General features: G+C 73.9%; 23 protein-coding genes and 1 riboswitch. Of the genes, 11 read left to right on the forward strand and 12 right to left on the reverse strand.

Translation table 11 applies throughout. The annotated features are described in order from the left end of the window. Nucleotides 1–13: 13 nt before the first annotated feature. A complete protein-coding gene (locus tag ACGFXC_RS20415; RefSeq protein ID WP_393714693.1) occupies nucleotides 14–898 on the reverse strand; it encodes an SDR family NAD(P)-dependent oxidoreductase in 885 nt (294 codons plus the stop codon). Nucleotide 899: 1 nt separating this feature from the next. Beyond that, nucleotides 900–1,697, reverse strand: coding sequence for an acetoacetate decarboxylase family protein (locus ACGFXC_RS20420; protein ID WP_393714695.1), 798 nt, complete (start codon nucleotides 1,695–1,697; stop codon nucleotides 900–902). Nucleotides 1,698–1,808: 111 nt separating this feature from the next. Here ACGFXC_RS20420 and ACGFXC_RS20425 point away from each other — a divergent pair, with 111 nt between their 5' ends. The 5 genes from ACGFXC_RS20425 to ACGFXC_RS20445 all read left to right on the forward strand — a co-directional run bounded on the left by ACGFXC_RS20425 (nucleotide 1,809) and on the right by ACGFXC_RS20445 (nucleotide 5,480). After that, entirely contained in the window at nucleotides 1,809–2,429 is a 621-nt protein-coding gene (locus ACGFXC_RS20425; protein ID WP_393714697.1) for a TetR/AcrR family transcriptional regulator, read from the forward strand. 81 nt (nucleotides 2,430–2,510) lie between these two features. Next, nucleotides 2,511–3,488 carry a DEDDh family exonuclease gene (locus ACGFXC_RS20430; protein WP_393714699.1) on the forward strand — a complete coding sequence of 326 codons (978 nt, stop codon included), beginning with the start codon at nucleotides 2,511–2,513 and terminating at the stop codon, nucleotides 3,486–3,488. A 92-nt stretch (nucleotides 3,489–3,580) separates the two neighbouring features. Next, complete coding sequence (locus ACGFXC_RS20435; RefSeq protein WP_215031936.1) at nucleotides 3,581–3,814, forward strand: hypothetical protein; 234 nt, start codon at nucleotides 3,581–3,583, stop codon at nucleotides 3,812–3,814. A 114-nt stretch (nucleotides 3,815–3,928) separates the two neighbouring features. Continuing rightward, nucleotides 3,929–4,714 (forward strand): SURF1 family protein, encoded by a 786-nt coding sequence (locus ACGFXC_RS20440; RefSeq protein WP_393714701.1) that lies wholly within the window; start codon nucleotides 3,929–3,931, stop codon nucleotides 4,712–4,714. Nucleotides 4,715–4,724: 10 nt separating this feature from the next. Next, the gene (locus tag ACGFXC_RS20445) at nucleotides 4,725–5,480 is read left to right on the forward strand and encodes an SDR family oxidoreductase (protein WP_393714703.1); all 756 of its coding nucleotides are present in this window, start codon (nucleotides 4,725–4,727) and stop codon (nucleotides 5,478–5,480) included. A gap of 21 nt (nucleotides 5,481–5,501) precedes the next feature. Here the strand turns inward: ACGFXC_RS20445 and amaP are convergent, their stop codons facing one another. The 8 genes from amaP to ACGFXC_RS20485 all read right to left on the reverse strand — a co-directional run bounded on the left by amaP (nucleotide 5,502) and on the right by ACGFXC_RS20485 (nucleotide 10,963). Continuing rightward, the gene (amaP, locus tag ACGFXC_RS20450; protein WP_393714704.1) at nucleotides 5,502–6,059 is read right to left on the reverse strand and encodes an alkaline shock response membrane anchor protein AmaP; all 558 of its coding nucleotides are present in this window, start codon (nucleotides 6,057–6,059) and stop codon (nucleotides 5,502–5,504) included. Nucleotides 6,060–6,063: 4 nt separating this feature from the next. Beyond that, nucleotides 6,064–6,696, reverse strand: coding sequence for a DUF6286 domain-containing protein (locus ACGFXC_RS20455; RefSeq protein WP_393714706.1), 633 nt, complete (start codon nucleotides 6,694–6,696; stop codon nucleotides 6,064–6,066). Then, complete coding sequence (locus tag ACGFXC_RS20460) at nucleotides 6,591–6,965, reverse strand: hypothetical protein (protein WP_393714708.1); 375 nt, start codon at nucleotides 6,963–6,965, stop codon at nucleotides 6,591–6,593. Before ACGFXC_RS20460 ends, ACGFXC_RS20455 begins: the two co-directional genes overlap by 106 nt. Further along, nucleotides 6,962–7,159: a hypothetical protein gene (locus ACGFXC_RS20465; RefSeq protein ID WP_393714710.1), complete on the reverse strand. Its 198-nt coding sequence runs from the start codon at nucleotides 7,157–7,159 to the stop codon at nucleotides 6,962–6,964. The genes ACGFXC_RS20460 and ACGFXC_RS20465 overlap by 4 nt, the downstream gene beginning before the upstream one ends. Before the next feature lie 18 nt (nucleotides 7,160–7,177). Next, nucleotides 7,178–7,609 (reverse strand): Asp23/Gls24 family envelope stress response protein, encoded by a 432-nt coding sequence (locus tag ACGFXC_RS20470; RefSeq protein WP_393714711.1) that lies wholly within the window; start codon nucleotides 7,607–7,609, stop codon nucleotides 7,178–7,180. Nucleotides 7,610–7,779: 170 nt separating this feature from the next. Next, nucleotides 7,780–8,559 carry an enoyl-CoA hydratase/isomerase family protein gene (locus tag ACGFXC_RS20475; RefSeq protein WP_393714713.1) on the reverse strand — a complete coding sequence of 260 codons (780 nt, stop codon included), beginning with the start codon at nucleotides 8,557–8,559 and terminating at the stop codon, nucleotides 7,780–7,782. Nucleotides 8,560–8,764: 205 nt separating this feature from the next. Further along, the gene (locus ACGFXC_RS20480) at nucleotides 8,765–8,986 is read right to left on the reverse strand and encodes a helix-turn-helix domain-containing protein (protein ID WP_007263382.1); all 222 of its coding nucleotides are present in this window, start codon (nucleotides 8,984–8,986) and stop codon (nucleotides 8,765–8,767) included. A 378-nt stretch (nucleotides 8,987–9,364) separates the two neighbouring features. Next, on the reverse strand, nucleotides 9,365–10,963 hold the full coding sequence (locus ACGFXC_RS20485; RefSeq protein WP_351816297.1) for an ABC-F family ATP-binding cassette domain-containing protein: 1,599 nt from the start codon (nucleotides 10,961–10,963) through the stop codon (nucleotides 9,365–9,367). 238 nt (nucleotides 10,964–11,201) lie between these two features. On the opposite strand from ACGFXC_RS20485, the gene ACGFXC_RS20490 reads away from it, so the two are divergent. After that, nucleotides 11,202–12,092, forward strand: a complete 891-nt coding sequence (locus ACGFXC_RS20490) for a neutral zinc metallopeptidase (protein ID WP_393714715.1) — start codon at nucleotides 11,202–11,204, stop codon at nucleotides 12,090–12,092. 68 nt (nucleotides 12,093–12,160) lie between these two features. Next, a complete protein-coding gene (locus tag ACGFXC_RS20495; protein WP_393714717.1) occupies nucleotides 12,161–12,556 on the forward strand; it encodes a VOC family protein in 396 nt (131 codons plus the stop codon). Between the two features lie 27 nt (nucleotides 12,557–12,583). On the opposite strand, the gene ACGFXC_RS20500 is transcribed toward ACGFXC_RS20495, so the two are convergent. Together ACGFXC_RS20500 and ACGFXC_RS20505 are read right to left on the reverse strand one after the other, a co-directional pair. Continuing rightward, entirely contained in the window at nucleotides 12,584–14,002 is a 1,419-nt protein-coding gene (locus ACGFXC_RS20500; protein WP_393714719.1) for a hypothetical protein, read from the reverse strand. Between the two features lie 129 nt (nucleotides 14,003–14,131). Then, nucleotides 14,132–15,262, reverse strand: a complete 1,131-nt coding sequence (locus ACGFXC_RS20505; protein WP_393714721.1) for an alpha/beta hydrolase — start codon at nucleotides 15,260–15,262, stop codon at nucleotides 14,132–14,134. A gap of 355 nt (nucleotides 15,263–15,617) precedes the next feature. Between ACGFXC_RS20505 and ACGFXC_RS20510 the strand changes: the two genes are divergently transcribed. The 4 genes from ACGFXC_RS20510 (at nucleotide 15,618) to ACGFXC_RS20525 (ending at nucleotide 19,947) form a co-directional block, all read left to right on the forward strand. Beyond that, nucleotides 15,618–16,904, forward strand: a complete 1,287-nt coding sequence (locus tag ACGFXC_RS20510) for an anion permease (protein WP_393714723.1) — start codon at nucleotides 15,618–15,620, stop codon at nucleotides 16,902–16,904. A gap of 28 nt (nucleotides 16,905–16,932) precedes the next feature. Continuing rightward, entirely contained in the window at nucleotides 16,933–17,154 is a 222-nt protein-coding gene (locus ACGFXC_RS20515) for a hypothetical protein (RefSeq protein ID WP_393714725.1), read from the forward strand. Between the two features lie 162 nt (nucleotides 17,155–17,316). Continuing rightward, nucleotides 17,317–17,406: riboswitch (cobalamin riboswitch) on the forward strand. Nucleotides 17,407–17,464: 58 nt separating this feature from the next. Further along, nucleotides 17,465–18,430 carry a cobalamin biosynthesis protein gene (locus ACGFXC_RS20520; RefSeq protein ID WP_393714726.1) on the forward strand — a complete coding sequence of 322 codons (966 nt, stop codon included), beginning with the start codon at nucleotides 17,465–17,467 and terminating at the stop codon, nucleotides 18,428–18,430. Further along, nucleotides 18,427–19,947 (forward strand): cobyric acid synthase, encoded by a 1,521-nt coding sequence (locus ACGFXC_RS20525; protein WP_393714728.1) that lies wholly within the window; start codon nucleotides 18,427–18,429, stop codon nucleotides 19,945–19,947. Before ACGFXC_RS20520 ends, ACGFXC_RS20525 begins: the two co-directional genes overlap by 4 nt. Nucleotides 19,948–19,986 lie beyond the last annotated feature (39 nt).

Below are 19,986 nucleotides of genomic sequence, written 5' to 3' on the forward strand. Positions count from 1 at the left end.
GTTCCAACGCTCCTCAGTCGAGGATGAAGCTCTCCAGATAGGCGGGGTTCGCACGGTCGAGCATGGACCGCGACCGGGCGCGGATCTGCCGGTCGCTGTGCTCGCTCGCGGGGAGCATCCAGAAGCGGTCCGCGCGGATGCCGTCGACGACGTGCGCGGCGACGTCCTCGACCGGGGTGAAGTGCACCTCGTGGCCGGCCTGCTTCATGGCGGCCTCGTACTGGTCGAGGCTGCGGTAGGGGGACCTGCGCGGCCGCTCCTTCGCGTAGCGCTCGGGCCGGTTGCGGTGGGACTCCCACAGCCCGGTGCGCAGCATGTGCGGTCCGGGGAAGAGGACGGAGGCGCCGACGGAGGCGCCCTCCGCCCGCAGGTGGGCGTAGAGGGATTCGGTCATCGTGACCACGGCGGCCTTGGTGACGGCGTAGACGGACGCGGTGGGCAGGGGGGCGATGCCGCCGTCGCCGGAGGAGGTGTTGACGACGTGCCCGGGGACGCCGGACGCGATCATCCGGGGGACGAAGGCCTGGATGCCGTGGAAGACGCCCCAGACGTTGACGGAGAAGGCCCACTTCCAGTCGTTGGGCTCGTGCTCCCACATCCGCCCCTCGGCGCCGGAGCCGACGCCCGCGTTGTTGCAGAGCACGTGGACCGCGCCGAAGGCGTCGTAGGCCGCGTCGGCGAGGGAGAGCACCGAGTCGCGGTCGCTGACGTCGACGACCCGGGCCAGGACCTCGGCCCCCTCCGCGGCGAGTTCGCCGGCGGCCTCGCGCAGGGCCGCCTCCTCCACGTCGGCGAGGACCACCCTCAGGCCCTCGGCGGCGAAGCGGCGGGCCATGGCGAGGCCGATGCCGCCGGCGGCGCCGGTGACGACGGCCACCTGTCCGGGTTCGAGCCGCATGTCAGACGCTCCCCTCGGGCGGTCCGTCGAGGATCTGCATGGGGTCGTCGTAGCGCTGGTGGATGTACGGGAGCAGGGCCTGGGCGCTGACCCGCTCGACGGCCCGGCCCTGCTGGTCGCTCGTCTTCTCACCGATGGTGATCTCGACGACGCGGCGGACGGGGAGGTCGGCGACGGGGTCGTACATCGACTCGCGCAGGACCACGTCACCGGTGATGTGCTCCAGCTTGCGGACCTTCTCGTTGCGCGTGCAGTGCACCAGCACCGGGTCGGCCTCGAAGCCCGAACCGTCGACGGCCGGGAGGAACTTGAAGTAGAAGTCGGTCTTGCGGACCGGTTCGGGCAGCGGCAGGGCCCGGTCCACGGCCCCGCGCACCTCGACGAAGGCGATGCCGTGCCGGGCGAGCGCGGCCCGTACGACGAGCCCCTCGCGCTCGACGGTCACCTCCCCGAGCTTCTTCGGCTCGCCGAACACCTCGCGGCCGCCGGTCAGGGCCCGCTCGTGCGTCATCGGCATGACCAGCGGGTACCAGCCCTCGACCCCGCCGTGCCGGGCGGCGACGGCCACCGAGCCGGCGCCGAGCGGGTATCCGGGCAGGTCGACCTTGCTGATGTTGGCCCGTACCAGGGGCCGCTCGGCGGGCTTCAGCGGCGGCGGCAGGACCGCCGCCACCACGTCCGGGTCGCTCTCCCAGACGGCCACGACCCCGGTGGACCAGATGTCGGGGAGCTTCGAACTCTTCTCGCGCGACGCCGCCATCTCGGCCTCGGTGCGCGCTCCGTACCGTACGCGTGCCATGTATCGCACCCTCCTTCGGTCGGTCTGTAACACAGTTACACCGCCGCCGATGAAGGGTAAAGACCCGTGCACACACCAGAACTGACGGACCGACAGATTGGTGAGCGGCCGATGACGAGGAACGCGCTGACCCGCGAGGAGGTGCTGGCGGCGGCCGCCTCGCTGGTCAGGCGGCACGGCCCGGCCGCCCTGACCATGCGGGGGCTGGCCGCCGAGCTGGGCACCGCGGTGACCTCCATCTACTGGCACGTCGGCAACCGGGAGTCGCTCCTCGACGCCCTCGTGGAACGCACCGTCCAGGAGATGGGGGCCGTCCGTCCCGTCGGCCGCACGCCCGCCGCCCGGATCGAGTCGGTGGCCCGGATCCTGCGCCGCGAACTGCGCGGGCGCCCGCACCTGATCGCGATGGTCCACGAACGAGGGCTCACCGAGCGGATGTTCCTGCCCGCCCAGCAGGCCCTGGTCCACGAGGTGCACGCCGCCGGGCTGCGCGGGGCGCGGGCCGCCGACGCCGTGCGCGCCGTCCAGTTCCAGATCGTCGGCTTCCTGCTGGTCGAGCGCAACCGCGAGCGCTCCCCCGCGCAGTCCCCGGCCGAGGAGGAGCTGTGGGATCCCGCCGCGGCACCCGACGACCCGGCCCTCGCCCGCGCCCTGTCCCGCCCGGCCGATCCGGAACGGCTGTTCCTGCTGTCGGTACGGGCCCTCGTACGGGCCCTGCTGACGCCGCCGTGACCCGGACCGCACGGCGGTCGGACCCGGGCCGCACGGCCGCGGGGACACGGCTGTCGGTCCGGGCCGATATCCTCTGTGACCATGCTCGACGACCGTACGACCGCAGACACGACGTGGCCGACCGCGTATCCCCAGGGGTACGCGGTCGTCGACGTGGAGACCACCGGGCTCGCTCGTGACGACCGGATCGTGTCCGCGGCCGTCTACCGGCTCGACGCCCGGGGCAACGTGGAGGACCACTGGTACACCCTGGTCAACCCGCGCCGGGACCCCGGTCCCGTCTGGATCCACGGGCTCACCAGCGAGATGCTCGCCGACGCGCCCCTCTTCGAGGACATCGCCGAGGAGTTCGCGGGCCGGCTCGCCGACCGGGTGCTCGTCGCGCACAACGCGATCTTCGACTGGCAGATGATCGCCCGCGAGTACGCGCGGGCCGCCGCGACCGCACCGGTGCGTCAGCGCCTGTGCACCATCGCCCTGTCGAAGGAACTGGACCTCCCGCTGCCCAACCACAAGCTGGAGTCGCTGGCCGCGCACTTCGGCGTGGTCCAGCAGCGCGCCCACCACGCCCTCGACGACGCCCGGGTGCTCGCGGAGGCGTTCCGTCCGTCACTGCACGCGGCCGCGCGGGACGGCGTACGGCTGCCCCTGCTGGAGTGCCGGCCGCTGACGGAGTGGTCCGACTCCCCCGTCACGCCCCGGATCGGCCACCAGGCCTCGTACGGCGGCTCGGGCAGCTGGCGGGCCTCGCGCAAGCGGCCGCCGTGCCCGCACCCCAACCCGGGCCGCTTCGAGGACGGCGCTCCGCTCAAGCAGGGCATGCGCGTGGCGTTCTCCGGCGACACCTCGGTGGACCGGGAGCTGCTGGAGGACCGCGCGGTGGAGGCGGGGCTGCACGTCGCGACGAGCGTGTCGCGGCTCACCAGCCTGCTGGTGACCAACGACCCCGGCTCCTCGACCTCGAAGACCGTCAAGGCGAAGGCCTTCGGCACCCCGGTGGTGGACGAGGCGGCCTTCACCCAGCTGCTGCGGGACGTGGCTCCCGCGCGGGAGGAGTAGGAGCGGCGCGCGTTGCTCCGGCCGGGTGCAGGGGCGGCGACTCACCCCGGTGGATCTTGTTCCGGTGGGCCGCCGTGCGCAGCATGCGGCGCATGGCACGTTGTGAGGTCTGCGGAAACGATTACGGGATGTCCTTCGAAGTGCACGCGCAGGGCGCCGTGCACGTCTTCGACTGCTTCTCCTGCGCCATCCACCGCATGGCGCCCATCTGCGAGCACTGCCGGGTCCAGATCATCGGGCAGGGCGTCGAGGTCGAGGGCCAGTGGTTCTGCGGCGCGCACTGCGCCCGCGCGGAGGGGAAGGTGGGCATCACCGACCGCGTCTGAGTTCCCCTCCCGCGCCGCCGCGCCGGCGTCCCCGCCCCGCACCCGCGTTCCGCCCCGACCCCGGAGGGCCACCCGGCCGCCGGGGTCCTCCTCGTTCCGGGTACCGTCGTGGGTGTGTACCGCTTCGTCCTGACCCGGCAGTGGGTGTGCCTCACCCTCATCGCCCTGGTCCTCATCCCCGCGATGATCAAGCTGGGGTTCTGGCAGTTCCACCGCCATGAGCACCGGGTCGCGCAGAACGAGCTGATCGCGAAGAACCTGTACGCGAAGCCCGTGCCGATGACCGAGGCCACCTCGCCCGGCCACACCGTGCCGAGGGCCGACTTCTGGCGCGCCGTCACCGCCACCGGCACCTACGACACCGCGCACGAGGTCGTCGTGCGGATGCGCACCTCGAACGACGGCAAGGTCGGCTTCCAGGTCGTGACCCCGCTGGTGCTGGGCGACGGCCGGACGGTCCTGGTCAACCGCGGCTGGGTGGCGGGCGGCGACGACCCCCGGGCCTACCCGCCGGTGCCGGCCGCGCCCGCGGGCGAGGTCACCGTGACCGGCCGGCTGAAGGCCGACGAGACCAGCGGCGACAGCGGGATCAAGGACCGCAAGGGCCTCCCGGACCGCCAGGTGATGCTCATCAACAGCGAGCAGCAGGCCGCCGCGACGGGACGTACCGTCCTCGGCGGGTACCTGGAACTGACCGCCCCGCTCCCGCCGGACGGCAGCCCGCAGGCGGTCGCGGAACCCGACCACGATTCGATCGGCCCGCACATGGCCTACGCCGTGCAGTGGTGGCTGTTCGCCGCGGCGGTGCCGGTGGGATGGGTGGTCATGGTCCGCCGGGAGAAGCGCGACCGTGAGGAAGCCGCCGCGAAGGCCGTGCCGCTGGAGCCCGCTCCGGCGTAGCGTGGGCCGCATGGATCTTGGACTGAAGGACCGCGTCTACGTCGTCACCGGAGCCACCCGGGGGCTCGGCTTCGCCACCGCCCGGGAACTGACCGCCGACGGGGCGAAGGTCGTACTGACCGGCCGGGACGCGAAGCGGGCCGCCGACGCGGCCGCCGAGCTCGGCCCGGACGCGCTCGGCGTGGCGGCGGACAACTCCGACCCGGAGGCGGCGGCCCGGCTGGTGACCACCGCCAGGGAGCGCTTCGGCCGTTTCGACGGCATCCTCATCAGCGTCGGCGGCCCGCCGCCCGGCGGGGCCGCGGACAACACCGACGCGCAGTGGGCGGCCGCCTTCGAGACGGTGTTCCTGGGCGCGGTCCGCCTGGCCCGGGCGGCGGCGGCCGAACTCGGCGAGGGCGGGGTCATCGGCTTCGTGCTGTCCGGCTCCGTCCACGAACCGATCCCCGGCCTGACCATCTCCAACGGCCTGCGGCCGGGGCTCGCGGGCTTCGCGAAGTCCCTGTCGGTGGAGCTGGGCCCGCGCGGGATCCGCGTGGTCGGGCTGCTGCCGGCCCGGATCGACACCGACCGGGTGCGGGAGCTGGACGCGCTGTCCGGCGACGCGGACGCGGCCCGGGCGGGCAACGAGTCCCGCATCCCGCTGCGCCGGTACGGCACGGACCGGGAGTTCGGCCGCACGGCCGCCTTCCTGCTGTCCCCGGCGGCCTCGTACCTCACGGGCGTGATGCTCCCGGTCGACGGCGGCGCCCGCCACGGCTTCTGACGCCCGTACGGGGGGCGCCGCCTAACTGACCCGCCGCGCCTGGTGGCCCGTGACCTTCAGGCGGGCCTCGGCCGGAAGTCCGGGCAGGCCCGCCGAGGTGCGGGCGTGGGTGAGTATGGGGCCGGCGAGCCCCGCCAGCGCGTCGGCGGGCACGGCGTGGGGTTCGAGTTCGAGCGCCACGCGCAGGGTCGGGGAGCCGCGCCGGCCGCGCAGCGCGACCCGGCAGCCGGCCACCCCGGCCAGCGCCCCCGCCTCGGCGGCCACCGCCGACTCCAGGGCGCGGCCGCGCAGCACGGCGAAGGACCCGTCGCCGGTGTCCACGGGCAGCTCGGCGAGGCGCGAGCGGCGCAGCTGCGCCAGCAGCCACCACAGCGCGAGCAGCACGCACAGCGCGAGCCCGGCGAGCAGTGCCCACCACGGCCAGCCCTCGGCCCGCCCGTACCGGTGCCGCGTCGCGGCCGTGAGCAGCGGGGCGTGGCGACCGCCGAGGGGCCGGGCCGCGGTCAGCAGGCAGACTCCGGCCGCCAGCAGGACCAGCCCGGCGAGCGCCAGCAGGATCCGGTTCACCACCCCGAGCATGCCGCTACCTCCTGACCCGGACGCGGGGCCGCGGCGGGTGCGCGAGGCCCAGTTCCTCGATGCCGACGGCGAGGACGGCGTCCAGGTCGGCCCGTACGTCGTCCAGTTCGCGGAAGTGCGAGGTCGCCCGGACGCCGACGCGGCCACGGCCCATCCGCACCCGCACCGACCGGACCCCGGAGACCTCCATGGCCCGGTCCCGCAGCACCAGGGCCGCCGCCTTGCGCCGGATCCCGGCCCGGACCCCCGGCTCGGCGCGCATCGTCAGCAGTCCGCGCAGCCCGGGGGCGCAGGCCAGCAGCAGGAGCAGCGCCCCGGCCAGGGCCAGGACTCCGCCCGCCACCAGCACTTCGGTGTCGGCCGGGGTGTGCCGCTCCAGCTGGGCGGCGAGTTCGCGGCGCCAGCGCATCCCGGGCCGGTGGGCCCGTACGGCGGCCAGGTCGTAGAGGAACAGCCCCGCCACGGCGAGGACGGCCAGCGCCGTGAGCGCGGCCGGGATCCGCCGGGCGGAGCGCAGCCGCGGCGCGGCCGTCACCGCAGCCGCCGGTCCCGCCCGGCGGGGGCCGGCCGGAAGGGGGTGGCGGGGCGCAGGTGTTCGATGTCGATGCCGACCTCGGGGACCGTCAGCTGCGCGCATTCCTCGATGCGGAGCGCGACGAGGCGGCGGACGGCCGCGCACTGCGCGGCGAGGTCCGAGGGGTAGGCGAGCTCCAGGCTCACCCGTACGCGTGCGATGTCGTGGTGGACGGTGACGACCGCGTGCGGGCCGTTGCCGGGCGGGGCGTCGAGGGCCTCCCGGGCGGCCCGGGAGGCGATCTTGGCCACGACCCGGTCGGCGATCCGGGTGGCCCCGCGGTCGGCGGCCGGCACCAGGGGTGGTGTGGCCCGCGGGGCGGTGCCGCTCATCGGGGCCCGCGCCGGTCGTCACGGCCCCGCGGGCGCAGCAGGTCGCCGGGATCGAGGTCCCCGTCGAGGAACCTGCCGACGACGAATCCGACGGCGCCGAGCGCCGCCACCAGAAGGAAGGCCCCGAAGCCGCCGAAGTATCCGGCGAAGCCGAGTGCCATGCCGGCCAGCAGGCCGGCGACCGCCATGCTCATGTGCGTGGCTCCTCTCGGCTACTGGAGCCGGGACTCGGGTTCTTCGTCCTCCTCGTCGGGCAGCTTGACGTCGCTGACCGCGATGTTGACCTCGACGACCTCCAGGCCCGTCATCCTCTCGACCGCCGAGATCACGTTCTCACGGACCGCCCGGGCCACGTCCCGGATCGACACGCCGTAATCGACGACGATTTCCAGGTCGAGGGCCGTCTGGACCTCGCCGACCTCGGCCTTGACCCCGCGGCTGACGGCGGATTTCGAGCCGCCGGGCACCCGGTCCCGGACGGCGCCGAAGGTACGGGAGAGACCGCTGCCGCTGCCCATGGCATGGACTCCGGCCACCTCGCGGGCGGCCAGCCCGGCGATCTTCTCGACCACCCCGTCGGCGATGGAGGTGCGGCCGCGCTCTGCGGGGTCCTTGGCAAAACCCCCTGGTGCGGATTCGGTCATCGCTGGTGGTCCTTTCGCGCCGTACGGACTGTGGACTCCCGTCCACCGTAAGCGCCCGCCCCCGTGCGCGCCCCGGGACGACACCGGCCGGCCGGTCCGGATCTTCCGGATCCGGCCGGCCGGGGCGGCGGCGTACGGGGCGTGCGCGGGGGCGGTACGGGTCGGTCGGGTCAGTCGGAGAGGCCCGCCAGGTCGCGCAGCCGGCGCGCCTGGGCGGCGCGCTCGGCGGCGCGCTGGTCTTCGTAGGTGCGGGAGCCCGCGTCGCGCAGCAGCGCCTTGGTCTCGATGACGGCGTCGCGCGGCGGGGCCACGAGGGCGGAGGCGAGGTCCTGGACGGCGGCGTCGAGTTCGCCGGCCGGGACGACCAGGTTGGCGAGGCCCACCCGCTCGGCCTCTTCGGCGTGCACGTAGCGGCCCGTCGCACAGATTTCGAGCGCGCGGGCGTAGCCGACCAGGGCGGTCAGCGGCTGGGTGCCGCCCAGGTCGGGGACCAGGCCCAGGCTGGTCTCGCGCATGGCGAACTGCACGTCGTCCGCGACCACCCGCAGGTCGCACGCGAGCGCGAGCTGGAAGCCGGCGCCGATCGCGTGCCCCTGCACGGCGGCGATGGAGACGATGTCGTTGCGCCGCCACCAGGTGAACGCCTCCTGGTACTCGGCGATGGTGGAGTCGAGGTCCGCGTCGGATCCGCGGGCCAGGTCGAGGAAGGACGGCTCGCCCTCGAAGCCTTCGGGGGTGAACGCCTGCCGGTCGAGCCCTGCGGAGAAGGACGTGCCCTCGCCGCGCAGCACGACGACCCGGACGGTGCCCGGCAGTGACCGTCCGGCCTCCGCCAACGCCCGCCAGAGCGCGGGGGATTGAGCGTTTCGCTTGGCCGGATTGGTCAGGGTCACCGTCGCGACCGTGTCGTCGATGGTGAGCCGTACGCCGTCCTTGTCGAGCAGAGCCATCTGGTGCCTCCGGTGTGCAGTCGCGGCCGCGTGCTCGGCCTAAGTGACTGCACAGTAACCACCCGGTCGGCCAGCTGGCCGACCGGGGGTCACCGAAGGAACCGTGCGTGGAAAAGAACCGTGGACGCACCCGTGGAACCGCACGGCGGATCCGAACGGAGCGTGTCGCGCGCCTCCGGCGCCGGCCCCGGCCTGACGGCCGGGGTCAGGCCGCAGCCGCCTTCTTGCCGCGCGTCGCGCCACCGCGACCACGCAGCGTGACTCCGGACTCGCTGAGCATCCGGTGGACGAATCCGTAGGACCGGCCGGTCTCTTCGGCCAGCGCCCGGATACTCGCACCGGAGTCGTACTTCTTCTTCAGGTCTGCCGCGAGCTTGTCGCGCGCGGCGCCGGTTACCCGGCTGCCCTTCTTCAGAGTCTCGGCCACCCGTGCCTCCTCGTGGGAAGTGCGCTCTGGACTTCTCATGATCACCCCTCCCCGGCTTCCTGGCCACCCATTCAGCAAGGTCGGTGCGACGGCATTTCCCGGACGCTGGACACCTCAGCAGAACGGAATCTTCTCTTCCGCCGCATGACCTGCGTCACACTTCCCCACGGTCAAGAGGAATCGCCTGGTCAGCGGCCGGGCGCAGAAAGGGAGCGACCCCCGGCGCACATCCGGAAAGAAGGCGGCGGAGGCCGTCGTACAGGGCGCGACGGTACGAGACCGTCTCACTCAGATGATGGATCACGTCTGAGCCGAATGATCCATAAGGAATTGGATCAGCGGCCCCGGGCCCGCCGGACGGGCCCTCGCGGGGCTCCGTCAGGCGAGGGCGACGAGGTCCCGGTAGTCCGGGCCCCACAGGTCCTCGACCCCGTCCGGGAGCAGGATGATCCGCTCCGGCTCCAGGGCCTCGACGGCGCCCTCGTCGTGGGTGACGAGGATGACCGCGCCCTTGTAGGTGCGCAGGGCCCCGAGGATCTCCTCGCGGCTGGCCGGGTCGAGGTTGTTGGTGGGCTCGTCGAGGAGCAGCACGTTGGCGGAGGAGACGACGAGCGTGGCCAGGGCCAGCCGGGTCTTCTCACCGCCGGAGAGCACGCCCGCGGGCTTGTCGACGTCGTCGCCGGAGAAGAGGAACGAGCCCAGCGTCTTGCGCACGGAGACCAGGTCCAGGTCGGGCGCCGAGGAGCGCATGTTCTCCAGGACCGTGCGCTCGGGGTCGAGGGTCTCGTGCTCCTGTGCGTAGTACCCGAGCTTGAGGCCGTGGCCGGGCACGACCGTGCCGGTGTCGGGCTTTTCGGTGCCCGAGAGCAGCCGTAGCAGGGTGGTCTTGCCCGCGCCGTTGAGGCCGAGGATGACCACGCGGGAGCCCTTGTCGATGGCCAGGTCGACGTCCGTGAAGATCTCCAGCGAGCCGTACGACTTCGACAGGCCCTCGGCGGTCAGCGGGGTCTTGCCGCAGGGGGCCGGGTCGGGGAAGCGCAGCTTGGCGACCTTGTCGGAGACGCGGACGGCGTCCAGACCGGCGAGCAGACGGTCGGCGCGCTTGGCCATGTTCTGCGCGGCGACGGTCTTGGTCGCCTTGGCGCGCATCTTGTCGGCCTGCGAGTTCAGGGCCGCGGCCTTCTTCTCGGCGTTCTGGCGCTCGCGCTTGCGGCGCTTCTCGTCCGCCTCGCGCTGCTGCTGGTAGAGCTTCCAGCCCATGTTGTAGACGTCGATCTGCGCGCGGTTGGCGTCCAGGTAGAACACCTTGTTGACGACCGTCTCGACCAGGTCGACGTCGTGGGAGATCACGATGAAGCCGCCGCGGTAGTTCTTCAGGTAGTCGCGCAGCCAGACGATCGAGTCGGCGTCGAGGTGGTTCGTCGGCTCGTCGAGGAGCAGGGTGTCGGCGTCCGAGAAGAGGATCCGGGCGAGCTCGACGCGGCGGCGCTGACCGCCGGAGAGGGTGTGCAGGGGCTGGCCGAGGACCCGGTCGGGCAGGCCGAGGGCGGCCGAGATGGTGGCGGCCTCCGCCTCGGCGGCGTACCCGCCCTTGGTCAGGAACTCCGTCTCCTGGCGCTCGTACTGCTTCATCGCCTTGTCACGGGTGCCGCCGGTGCCGGTGGCGATGCGCTCCTCGTTCATGCGCATCTTCTTGATCAGTACGTCGAGTCCGCGGGCGGAGAGGATCCGGTCGCGGGCGAGCACGTCGAGGTCGCCGGTCCGGGGGTCCTGCGGCAGGTAGCCGACCTCGCCGGAGCGGGCGATGGCGCCGGCGGCGGGCTGGCCCTCGCCCGCGAGGCACTTGGTGAGGGTGGTCTTGCCCGCTCCGTTGCGGCCGACGAGGCCGATGCGGTCGCCCTTGGCGACGCGGAAGGAGGCGGACTCGATGAGGATGCGGGCGCCGGCGCGCAGCTCGACGCCGGTGGCGGTGATCACGGAAATACTCCAGGGCGGTGGGGACGGCGGAAGGGGGGCAGGACGCGCGTTGCTTCGACGCCGCTAATCCGCGAGGAGATTTGCCATGGATTCATTCTACCGGGGGTGCGCAACAACTTTTCGGGCCCTCCCGTCGCCCGTTCGGCCCAGGGGCCCTCCCGGGGCGCCGGGACGCGTATGAGGATGAAGGGGTTGATACTCGCCGCAGGGGCGGCCACGGGACACGAGGCGGTGCGGTATGCAGTTCGACGACGACGCCAATCTGGACACCTCCGAGGTCAAGGACGTGCGCGGGAGCCGCATCCCGGGCGGGAGGGCCACGGTCGGCGGCGGCATCGTCGGCCTGATCGCCCTGGTCATGGGCCTGCTCTTCGGGGTGGGTCCGGAGCAGCTGGGGCTGTCGGACGGCTCCCCGCAGCCGGTGGCGACCTCCTCCTCGGCCGCCCAGGTGCAGCAGGCCTGCCGGACCGGGCAGGACGCCAACACGCGGGAGGACTGCCGGCTGGTCGCGGTGATCAACAGCACCCAGGACTTCTGGAAACAGGAGTTCCAGCGGCGGGGCGGGCAGTACAGCCCGGCCTCCACGGTCTTCTTCACCGGACGGGTGAACACCGCGTGCGGCGCGGCCACCGCGGCGGTCGGCCCCTTCTACTGCCCCGCCGACCGGCAGGTCTACCTGGACCTGGGCTTCTTCGACGAGCTGCGGACGAAGTTCGGCGCCAGCGGCGGCCCCTTCGCCCAGGCGTACGTCGTCGCCCACGAGTACGGCCACCACATCCAGAACCTGACCGGGACGCTCCGGCGGGCCCAGGACGGGCAGCAGGGCGCCAACAGCAACGCGGTGAAGGTGGAGCTCCAGGCCGACTGCTACGCGGGGGTCTGGGCGCACAACGCGACGAAGACCCCGGACAAGACCACGGGACGGCCGCTGATCACCAGTCTCACCGAGCAGGACATCCGCGACGGTCTGGACGCGGCGGCCGCGGTGGGCGACGACCGGATCCAGGAGAAGTTCCAGGGCCGGGTCACCCCGGAGTCCTGGACCCACGGCTCGGCCGAGCAGCGCCAGCAGTGGTTCTACCAGGGCTACCGCACGGGCGACATGGCCCAGTGCAACACCTTCCGCTGACCGCCGCCGCTCCCTGCCATGCTGTGGCGTGAGTCACACGCGCACGCTCACGAGAGGGAGTGATCGTCATGGCAGGCGTTCCGACCGTCTTTCCGACCCTGCTCTACCGCGACGCCAAGGCGGCGATCCGGCTGCTGACCGAGGCCTTCGGATTCACCCAGGTCGCGGTGTACGAGGGTGACGACGGCTCGGTGATGCACGCGGAGCTCTCGTACGGAAGCGGGGCGGTGATGCTCGGCAGCAAGGGGCGGGGCGGGGCCTTCGACACCGTCATGGCGGACGCCGGGCCCGCGGGGGTCTACGTGGTGGTGGACGACGTGGACGCCCACCACCGGCGGGCCGTGGAGCACGGCGTGGAGATCCTGATGGAGCCCACCGACCAGGAGTACGGCTCGCGGGACTACATGGCCCGGGACGGCGAGGGCAACGTCTGGAGCTTCGGGACGTACGCGCCGCAGGTGTGATCCCGCGGCGCGTGCGCCCGTACGCGGCTACGCGCCGCCGGTGTGGACCTGGAAGGCGGCCCGCCGGACGGCCTTGGCCAGGGCCGGGTCGGGGTGGGCGGCGGCCAGGGCGACCAGCACCTGCACGGTGCGGGGGTGGCCGACGGCGCGGACCTCGTCCAGCAGGCGGGGCACGGTGGTGCGGACGGCCGAGTCGAGGTGGCGGGCCAGCAGGTCGGCCTCCCCGTGGTCGGCGATGGCGGCGGCCGTGTCGACCCAGAGCCAGGTCGACTCCTCCCGGGTCAGCACGTCCTGGGCCTCGTCGGGATCGACCCCGTCGTGCACGGCGAGCCAGAGCAGGGCGTAGGGGCGCAGCGCGGGGTCCCGGACGGCCGCGCGGACCTCGGGTTCGGCGGGGGCGCCGACCACGCGCAGGGCCTCGAAGGCCAGGCCGCGCAGGAGGGCGTCCTCACCGCGGGCCGCGTGCAGCAGCTCGCTGACGGCGTGGCCGACGGGGCGGGCGGCCAGCCAGGCCTGGTACTCGGCGCGGGCCGGACCGGGGGTGAGCCGGGCGCAGCCGTGCAGCATCGCGGCGGCGGACTGCTCGATGTTGCCGGCCGGGCTCTGCGCGGCGACGCAGATCTGCTCCAGCTTGACCCAGACGGCCCAGCTGCCGAGCGGGGTCAGGGTGGCCCGGGCGGGGCCGAGGATGACGGCGTCCACGGCGGCGAGTCCGCCCAGCGCCCAGCGCAGCAGCCGGGCGAGCGGGACCGGGCGGCTCTCGGCGAGCGCGGCGGCGGAGCCGGGGGCCGGCTGCGGACCGTAGGGGACCTCGCAGCGCTCGCCCCGCAGTTCGGTGACCCGCTGCCCGAGGAGGTCCAGCAGGTCCGGGACGGTCACGGGACCGGCCGAGAGCTGGAGCAGCGACAGGAGCTGGGGCATCGCCTCGACCACTTCGGCGACGGCCGAGGGGGCGATGTCGGCGGGGGCCGGGTGGACGAGCGACCAGGCGTCGAAGAGGGCGACCCAGCCGCGCAGCACGGCGGTGTCGTCGCGGTCCCAGGCGCGCAGCCGCCAGCCGGGCCGGGCGTGGCCGCCGTGCACCTCGACGAGGCCGGAGAGCCGGGCGCGGTCCCAGCCGACCCGGATCTGGCCGTGCGTCAGGGACAGTTGCGCGGCGGCGCGTTCGACGTCGGCGGCGGGCAGCGCGGCCGCCGGGGCGGGCCGTCCGCCGTCGCCGGCTCCGAGGTTCTGCTCGGCCCAGCGGGCCAGCCGTACCGCGTCCGCGAGGGAGGCGCGGGCCCGGTTCGCCAGGTCCGCCGTGGCGGGGGTGCCCGCCGGAGGACGGGGGGCCGTCCGGGTTCGCCGGTCGGTCACCGCCTTGCGCGCCGTGGCGACGGAGCGCGGGGAGACGAGTCGGAGTCTGGAGTCGCGAGCCAACTGCTCATCAGGCTTTCGGGACGTCACGGAAGCAGTCTCGCCCGTCACTGGCCGAAAGCCCAAACGGAACCAGTCGTTTCCACAGGTCAGCGAGGGAACGAACCGGGGCAATACGCCCACCCCGCCCCGTCCGCCACAGCCCCTTCACACAAGTGATCACATGAGCGGCACGAGGAAGCGGCGCAGCGCCTCCTCGTACCGGGCGGGGTCGGCGTTCCACATCGCCCCGTGCGCCGCCTCCCGGACGGTCTGCAGCACGACCAGGTCGGGCCGGGCGGCGGCGAGCCGGCGGGAGGGTTCCCAGGAGGCCAGGGTGTCGTCGGGGCCGTGGAAGAGCAGGACGGGGACGCGCAGGGCGGCGGGGTCCGAGCCCGGCGGGCGGCGGTCGACGCGCAGCCCCGCCCGGCCCTCGGCGGCGCGCACGGCGAGCGGGACCAGCGGGGCGGGGGTGCGGCGGGCGGCGACGAGGGCGCGCAGGGTGGCGTGCCAGTCCAGGACGGGCGAGTCCAGCACGAGTCCCGAGATCCGGCCGGCCAGGGCCGAGCGCTCGACGGCGTGCAGGGCCATGGCCGCCCCGGTGGACCAGCCGTGCAGGATCACCCGCCGGGCTCCGTAGCGCACGGCGTAGCGGATGGCGGCGTCCAGGTCCCGCCACTCCGATTCGCCGAGGTGGCCGACGCCGTCGGGGCAGGCGGGCGCGCCGAGGTCGCCGCGGTAGGAGAGGTCCAGTACGGGCAGCCGCAGGCGGTGCAGGAAGGGCATGACCACCATGGGGTGCTCCCGGCCGGCTCCCAGTCCGTGCACGGTGATCACCCAGGTGTCCCGGGCCGCGGGCACGAACCAGGCGGGCAGCGGCCCGAGCTCCCCGGGGACGTCCACGTCGGCGTGGTCGAGGCCGAGGGCGGTGCGCGGGTTCCCGAGGTGGACCTCGGGGGTGAGGGTGACCCGGGTACCGGGGTCGAGGCTGCCGTGGGTGACGGCGACCAGGCGGCGCACGACGGTGTCGGGGCGGGGCGGGACCCCGTCGAGCACCGGGCCCACCACGGCGTGCACCCCGGGCGCGGTCAGTCCGTAGGTGCCCGGGCGCAGGGAGGCCAGGGAGCGGGTGAGCACGACGCGTCCGGCGGCGGTGGAGTGGACGCTGAGCCGGGGGCTGCCGGGCAGCGGGCGGCCCGGTTCCACGCGCAGTGCGGAGTCGGCGGCGTACCGGGCGGCCGCGACGGCGGCCGCTCCGGCACCGATCAGGCTGGTGGTGACGGCCGCTGCCGTCGCTGTGGCGGTACGCACGGCTCCAGTGTCGGCGCGCGGGGGCGGGCGGGCCACCGGAAGACGTTCCGGAAGGCGATCCGGAACCCGATCCGGAAGGTGATCAAGGGGGCTGGCACCGCCGCGCGGGAAGCAGGGTGATCTACCTCTCTTTCCCCGGCGCGCGGGGGCGTACGGACCGGCCGCGCAGCCCGGGGGCCGGCTCCCGTCACCCGGCCCTGACATGGGTGAATCCGCATATCTACGACAGAATCGGGACCAACGACCCGATCGCGCCGTTGGCCGGGACACCATCCGTCCCGCGTCAGTTCACCTTCCGTTCACTCAGGTTGCCTACGGTCGCCGAGCCACTGACGTCAAACAGAAGCCTGGGTAAATGGAGCACATAACGCTTCTCCTCGGGATCGTGATCATCACCGCTCTCGTGTTCGACTTCACGAACGGTTTCCACGACACGGCCAACGCGATGGCCACCACCATCTCGACCGGCGCCCTCAAGCCCAAGACGGCGGTGGCCATGTCCGCCGTGCTCAACCTGGTCGGCGCGTTCATGTCCGTGGAGGTCGCCAAGACGATCTCCAAGGGCCTCGTCAACGAAGAAGGCATCCAGCCGGAAGTGATCTTCGCCGCCCTCGTCGGCGCGATCCTCTGGAACCTGGTGACCTGGCTGGTCGGACTGCCGTCGAGCTCCTCGCACGCCCTGATGGGCGGCCTGGTCGGCGCGGCCGTCGCCTCCGCCGGCCTCGGTGCCGTCAACGGCGGCACGCTCGTCACCAAGGTGCTGCTCCCCGCGGTCGCCGCGCCGATCGTGGCCGGTGCGGCCGCGATGCTGGCGTCCAAGCTGACGTACAAGCTCGGCGGGAACATCGGCGAGAAGACCTCGGCCAAGGGCTACAAGGCCGGTCAGATCGCCTCCGCCGGACTCGTCTCCCTCGCGCACGGCACCAACGACGCGCAGAAGACGATGGGCATCATCACCCTGGCCCTGGTCGCCGGCGGCGCGCTCGCGCCCGGCTCCAACCCGCCGGTCTGGGTCATCGTCTCCGCCGGCATGGCGATCGCGATGGGCACCTACCTGGGCGGCTGGCGCATCATCCGCACCATGGGCAGCGGCCTGACCGACCTCCAGCCGCAGCAGGGCTTCGCCGCCCAGACCTCGGCCGCCAGCGTCATCCTGGCCTCCTCCAGCCTCGGCTTCTCCCTCTCCACGACCCACGCCTGCTCGGGCGCGGTCATGGGCGCGGGCCTGGGCCGCAAGGGCGGTGTGGTCCGCTGGTCCACCGCCACCCGCATGTTCATCGCGTGGGGCCTGACCCTGCCGGCCGCGGCCCTGGTCGCCTCGGGCGCCGAACTGGTCATGCGCACCGGTGACGTCGGCGTCGCCGCTGTCGCGCTCTTCCTGGTCGCCTCCTGCTTCGCCATCTGGGTGATCTCCCGCCGCCAGGTCGTCGACCACACCAACGTCAACGGGGCCGACGCCGCTCCCGCCGCGTCCGGCGCCGAACAGCCCGGCGTGGTCACCACCGCCATCGCGGCCGTGGCCGTCCCGCCGACCGCGGGCGCCACCGCGGCCGCGACCACGGCCGAGGTCACCGACGAAGCCCTCAAGGCCACCATCCCGGCCGCGACGGCGGCCCCCGCGGCCCCGGCCGCGGCGGTCTGACCCCGAGAACGACAGAGGAAACGGCAGTATGAAGATCGACTGGGCAGCACTCGGCTCCGTCTTCGGGGTCAGCCTCTCCGCCACCGTCGCCCTCGTGGCCCTGTTCACCCTGGGCCTGGTGGGCCTGTCCAAGCACGAAGCCGCCACCGAGCGGGGCGGGGCAGCCACCCTGGCCCGCAGCGGCGCCTACGCCTGCTTCGCGCTCTGCGCGGTGGCCGTCGGCTACGGGATCTACCTGATCGTCAGCTGACCCGGCCCGCACCCGAGCGCGCGAGGGCTCCCCCCGGAATCCCGGGGGGAGCTTTCGCGTACCCGCGCCTCCCCTTCGTCTCCCGTCCCGCCGCAGGTCAACAGCAAGTTGACGGGCGTTCGCGGGGCGTGGTGGACTGCCCGAGCCAATACGGCGGCATGGAGAGGAAGTCCGGTGCGAATCCGGCGCGGTCCCGCCACTGTCACCGGGGAGCGCACGCGGCGCGTGCGGGGCCCCGGGAGCCAGGAACTCTCGCCGCCGGACACGTCGAACCAGGGCGCGGACCCTGAGTGAGGACCTACCTGCCACCATGCGTGCCGACCGCGTCTTCGCGTACGGCGCCACGGCGGGCCTGATCGGCGACCGGATCCTCGGGGATCCGCGCCGAGGGCACCCCGTGGCCGCCTTCGGACGAGCCGCCGCCGCCGTCGAGAGCGCCCTGTGGCGCGACGACCGCGCCCGGGGCGTCCTGCACACCCTGATCTGCGCCGGGGGCGCGGCCGCAGTCGGCGCGCTCGGCGCCCGCGCCGTGCGCTCCCGGCCCGCGGCCGCCCGGATCGCCCTGACCGCCGCCGCCACCTGGGCCGTCGTCGGCGGCACCTCGCTGGGGCGGGAGGCCCGCGCGATCGGCGGAGCGCTCGCCGTCGGCGACACCGACGTCGCCCGTGAACGCCTGCCCCACCTGTGCGGGCGCGACCCGCAGGCCCTGGACGGGCCGCAGATGGCGCGGGCCGTCGTGGAGTCCGTCGCGGAGAACACCTCCGACGCGGTGGTCGGCGCACTGGTGTGGGGCGCCCTCGCCGGGGTCCCCGGCCTGCTCGCCTTCCGCGCCGTGAACACCCTCGACGCGATGGTGGGCCACAAGTCCCCCCGTCACCTGCGCTACGGCTGGGCCTCCGCCCGGCTCGACGACCTGGCCGGCTGGCCCGGGGCCCGGCTGACGGCGCTCGCCGCCGTGGCCGCGGGTCCCGACCGGCGGGGAGCCGTACGGGCCTGGCGAGTGGACGCCGCCGCCCACCCGAGCCCCAACGCGGGCCCGGTGGAGGCCTCCTTCGCCGGGGCCCTGGGGGTCCGCCTCGGCGGGACCCTGTCCTACGGCGGACGGGTCGAGCACCGTGCGGTCCTCAACGGCGCGGCCGGGCGGCCCGTGGAGGTCGCCGACATCGACCGGGCGGTACGCCTCTCGCGGCGGGTGACCTGGCTGGCCCTGGGCACCTGCGTGGCGGGCCGGGCGCTGGCCTCCCGCCTCACCTCGACACGGAAGGGACGCGCATGAACGGCGCGCGGCGCGTCGGCGGACTGCTGGTCGCCGGTACGACCTCGGACGCGGGCAAGAGCGTCGTCACGGCGGGCATCTGCCGCTGGCTGTCGCGGCAGGGCGTGAAGGTGGCCCCGTTCAAGGCCCAGAACATGTCCCTCAACTCCTTCGTGACCCGCGAGGGCGCCGAGATCGGCCGCGCCCAGGCCATGCAGGCGCAGGCCGCGCGGGTGGAGCCGACGGCCCTGATGAACCCCGTGCTGCTCAAGCCGGGCAGCGACCGCAGCAGCCAGGTGGTGCTGCTCGGCAAGCCGGTGGGCGAGATGAGCGCCCGCGGCTACCACGGCGGGCGCCAGGAGCAGTTGCTCGGCATCGTCACGGACTGCCTGGAGCAGCTGCGGGGCACGTATGACGCCGTGATCTGCGAGGGGGCGGGCAGTCCGGCGGAGATCAACCTGCGCCGGACCGACATCGTGAACATGGGCATCGCGCGGGCCGCGCGGTTCCCGGTGGTCGTGGTCGGCGACATCGACCGGGGCGGGGTGTTCGCCTCCTTCTTCGGGACGACGGCGCTGCTCTCCCCCGAGGACCAGTCGCTGATCGCGGGCTACCTGGTCAACAAGTTCCGGGGCGACGTGTCCCTGCTGGAGCCCGGCATGGAGATGCTGCGCGGGCTGACCGGCCGGTCCACGTACGGGGTGCTGCCGTTCCGGCACGGCCTCGGCATCGACGAGGAGGACGGCCTGCGCGTGTCCCTGCGGGGCGCGGTGCGCGAGTCCGCGGTGGCGCCGCCGGTGGGCGAGGACGTGCTGCGGGTCGCGGTGTGCGCGGTGCCGCTGATGTCGAACTTCACCGACGTCGACGCGTTGGCCGCGGAGCCGGGCGTGGTCGTGCGGTTCGTGGACCGGGCCGAGGAACTGACCGACGCGGACCTGGTCGTCGTACCGGGCACCCGGGGCACCGTGAAGGCCCTGGAGTGGCTGCGCGCGCGCGGACTGGCGGACGCCCTGGTCCGGCGGGCCGCGGAGGGCCGCCCGGTGCTGGGCGTCTGCGGCGGCTTCCAGCTGCTCGGGGAGCACATCGAGGACGAGGTCGAGTCGAAGGCCGGGGCGGTCGCGGGCCTGGGGCTGCTCCCGGTGCGCGTGCGCTTCGCGCGGGAGAAGACCCTGGCCCGGCCGGTGGGCACGGCCCTCGGCGAGCCGGTCGAGGGGTACGAGATCCACCACGGCGTGGCCGAGGTGCTGGGCGGGGAACCCTTCCTGGACGGGTGCCGGGTCGGGTCCGTGTGGGGCACGCACTGGCACGGCTCGCTGGAGTCGGACGGCTTCCGGCGGGCGTTCCTGCGCGAGGTGGCCTCGGCGGCGGGGCGCCGGTTCGTGCCCGCGCCGGACACCTCGTTCGCGGCGCTGCGCGAGGAGCAGCTGGACCTGCTGGGCGACCTGATCGCCGAGCACGCCGACACCGACGCCCTGCTCCGTCTGATCGAGGGGGGCGCCCCGGCGGGCCTCCCGTTCCTCCCCCCGGGCGCGCCGTGACGGGCGCGTCCGGCGCGGCCGGCGCGTCCGGCACGGCGG

The sequence above is a fragment of the Streptomyces sp. NPDC048507 genome, assembly GCF_043199995.1.
GTDB lineage: Bacteria > Actinomycetota > Actinomycetes > Streptomycetales > Streptomycetaceae > Streptomyces.

Bases quoted from the DNA above. Each gene is read 5' to 3' on its own strand.
- ACGFXC_RS20415 (WP_393714693.1), bottom strand. From the start codon at position 898: ATGCGGCTCGAACCCGGACAGGTGGCCGTCGTCACCGGCGCCGCCGGC.
- ACGFXC_RS20420 (WP_393714695.1), bottom strand. From the start codon at position 1,697: ATGGCACGCGTACGGTACGGAGCGCGCACCGAGGCCGAGATGGCGGCG.
- ACGFXC_RS20425 (WP_393714697.1), top strand. From the start codon at position 1,809: ATGACGAGGAACGCGCTGACCCGCGAGGAGGTGCTGGCGGCGGCCGCC.
- ACGFXC_RS20430 (WP_393714699.1), top strand. From the start codon at position 2,511: ATGCTCGACGACCGTACGACCGCAGACACGACGTGGCCGACCGCGTAT.
- ACGFXC_RS20435 (WP_215031936.1), top strand. From the start codon at position 3,581: ATGGCACGTTGTGAGGTCTGCGGAAACGATTACGGGATGTCCTTCGAA.
- ACGFXC_RS20445 (WP_393714703.1), top strand. From the start codon at position 4,725: ATGGATCTTGGACTGAAGGACCGCGTCTACGTCGTCACCGGAGCCACC.
- amaP (WP_393714704.1), bottom strand. From the start codon at position 6,059: ATGCTCGGGGTGGTGAACCGGATCCTGCTGGCGCTCGCCGGGCTGGTC.
- ACGFXC_RS20455 (WP_393714706.1), bottom strand. From the start codon at position 6,696: ATGCGCGCAGCTGACGGTCCCCGAGGTCGGCATCGACATCGAACACCT.
- ACGFXC_RS20460 (WP_393714708.1), bottom strand. From the start codon at position 6,965: ATGAGCGGCACCGCCCCGCGGGCCACACCACCCCTGGTGCCGGCCGCC.
- ACGFXC_RS20465 (WP_393714710.1), bottom strand. From the start codon at position 7,159: ATGAGCATGGCGGTCGCCGGCCTGCTGGCCGGCATGGCACTCGGCTTC.
- ACGFXC_RS20470 (WP_393714711.1), bottom strand. From the start codon at position 7,609: ATGACCGAATCCGCACCAGGGGGTTTTGCCAAGGACCCCGCAGAGCGC.
- ACGFXC_RS20475 (WP_393714713.1), bottom strand. From the start codon at position 8,559: ATGGCTCTGCTCGACAAGGACGGCGTACGGCTCACCATCGACGACACG.
- ACGFXC_RS20490 (WP_393714715.1), top strand. From the start codon at position 11,202: ATGCAGTTCGACGACGACGCCAATCTGGACACCTCCGAGGTCAAGGAC.
- ACGFXC_RS20495 (WP_393714717.1), top strand. From the start codon at position 12,161: ATGGCAGGCGTTCCGACCGTCTTTCCGACCCTGCTCTACCGCGACGCC.
- ACGFXC_RS20510 (WP_393714723.1), top strand. From the start codon at position 15,618: ATGGAGCACATAACGCTTCTCCTCGGGATCGTGATCATCACCGCTCTC.
- ACGFXC_RS20515 (WP_393714725.1), top strand. From the start codon at position 16,933: ATGAAGATCGACTGGGCAGCACTCGGCTCCGTCTTCGGGGTCAGCCTC.
- ACGFXC_RS20520 (WP_393714726.1), top strand. From the start codon at position 17,465: ATGCGTGCCGACCGCGTCTTCGCGTACGGCGCCACGGCGGGCCTGATC.
- ACGFXC_RS20525 (WP_393714728.1), top strand. From the start codon at position 18,427: ATGAACGGCGCGCGGCGCGTCGGCGGACTGCTGGTCGCCGGTACGACC.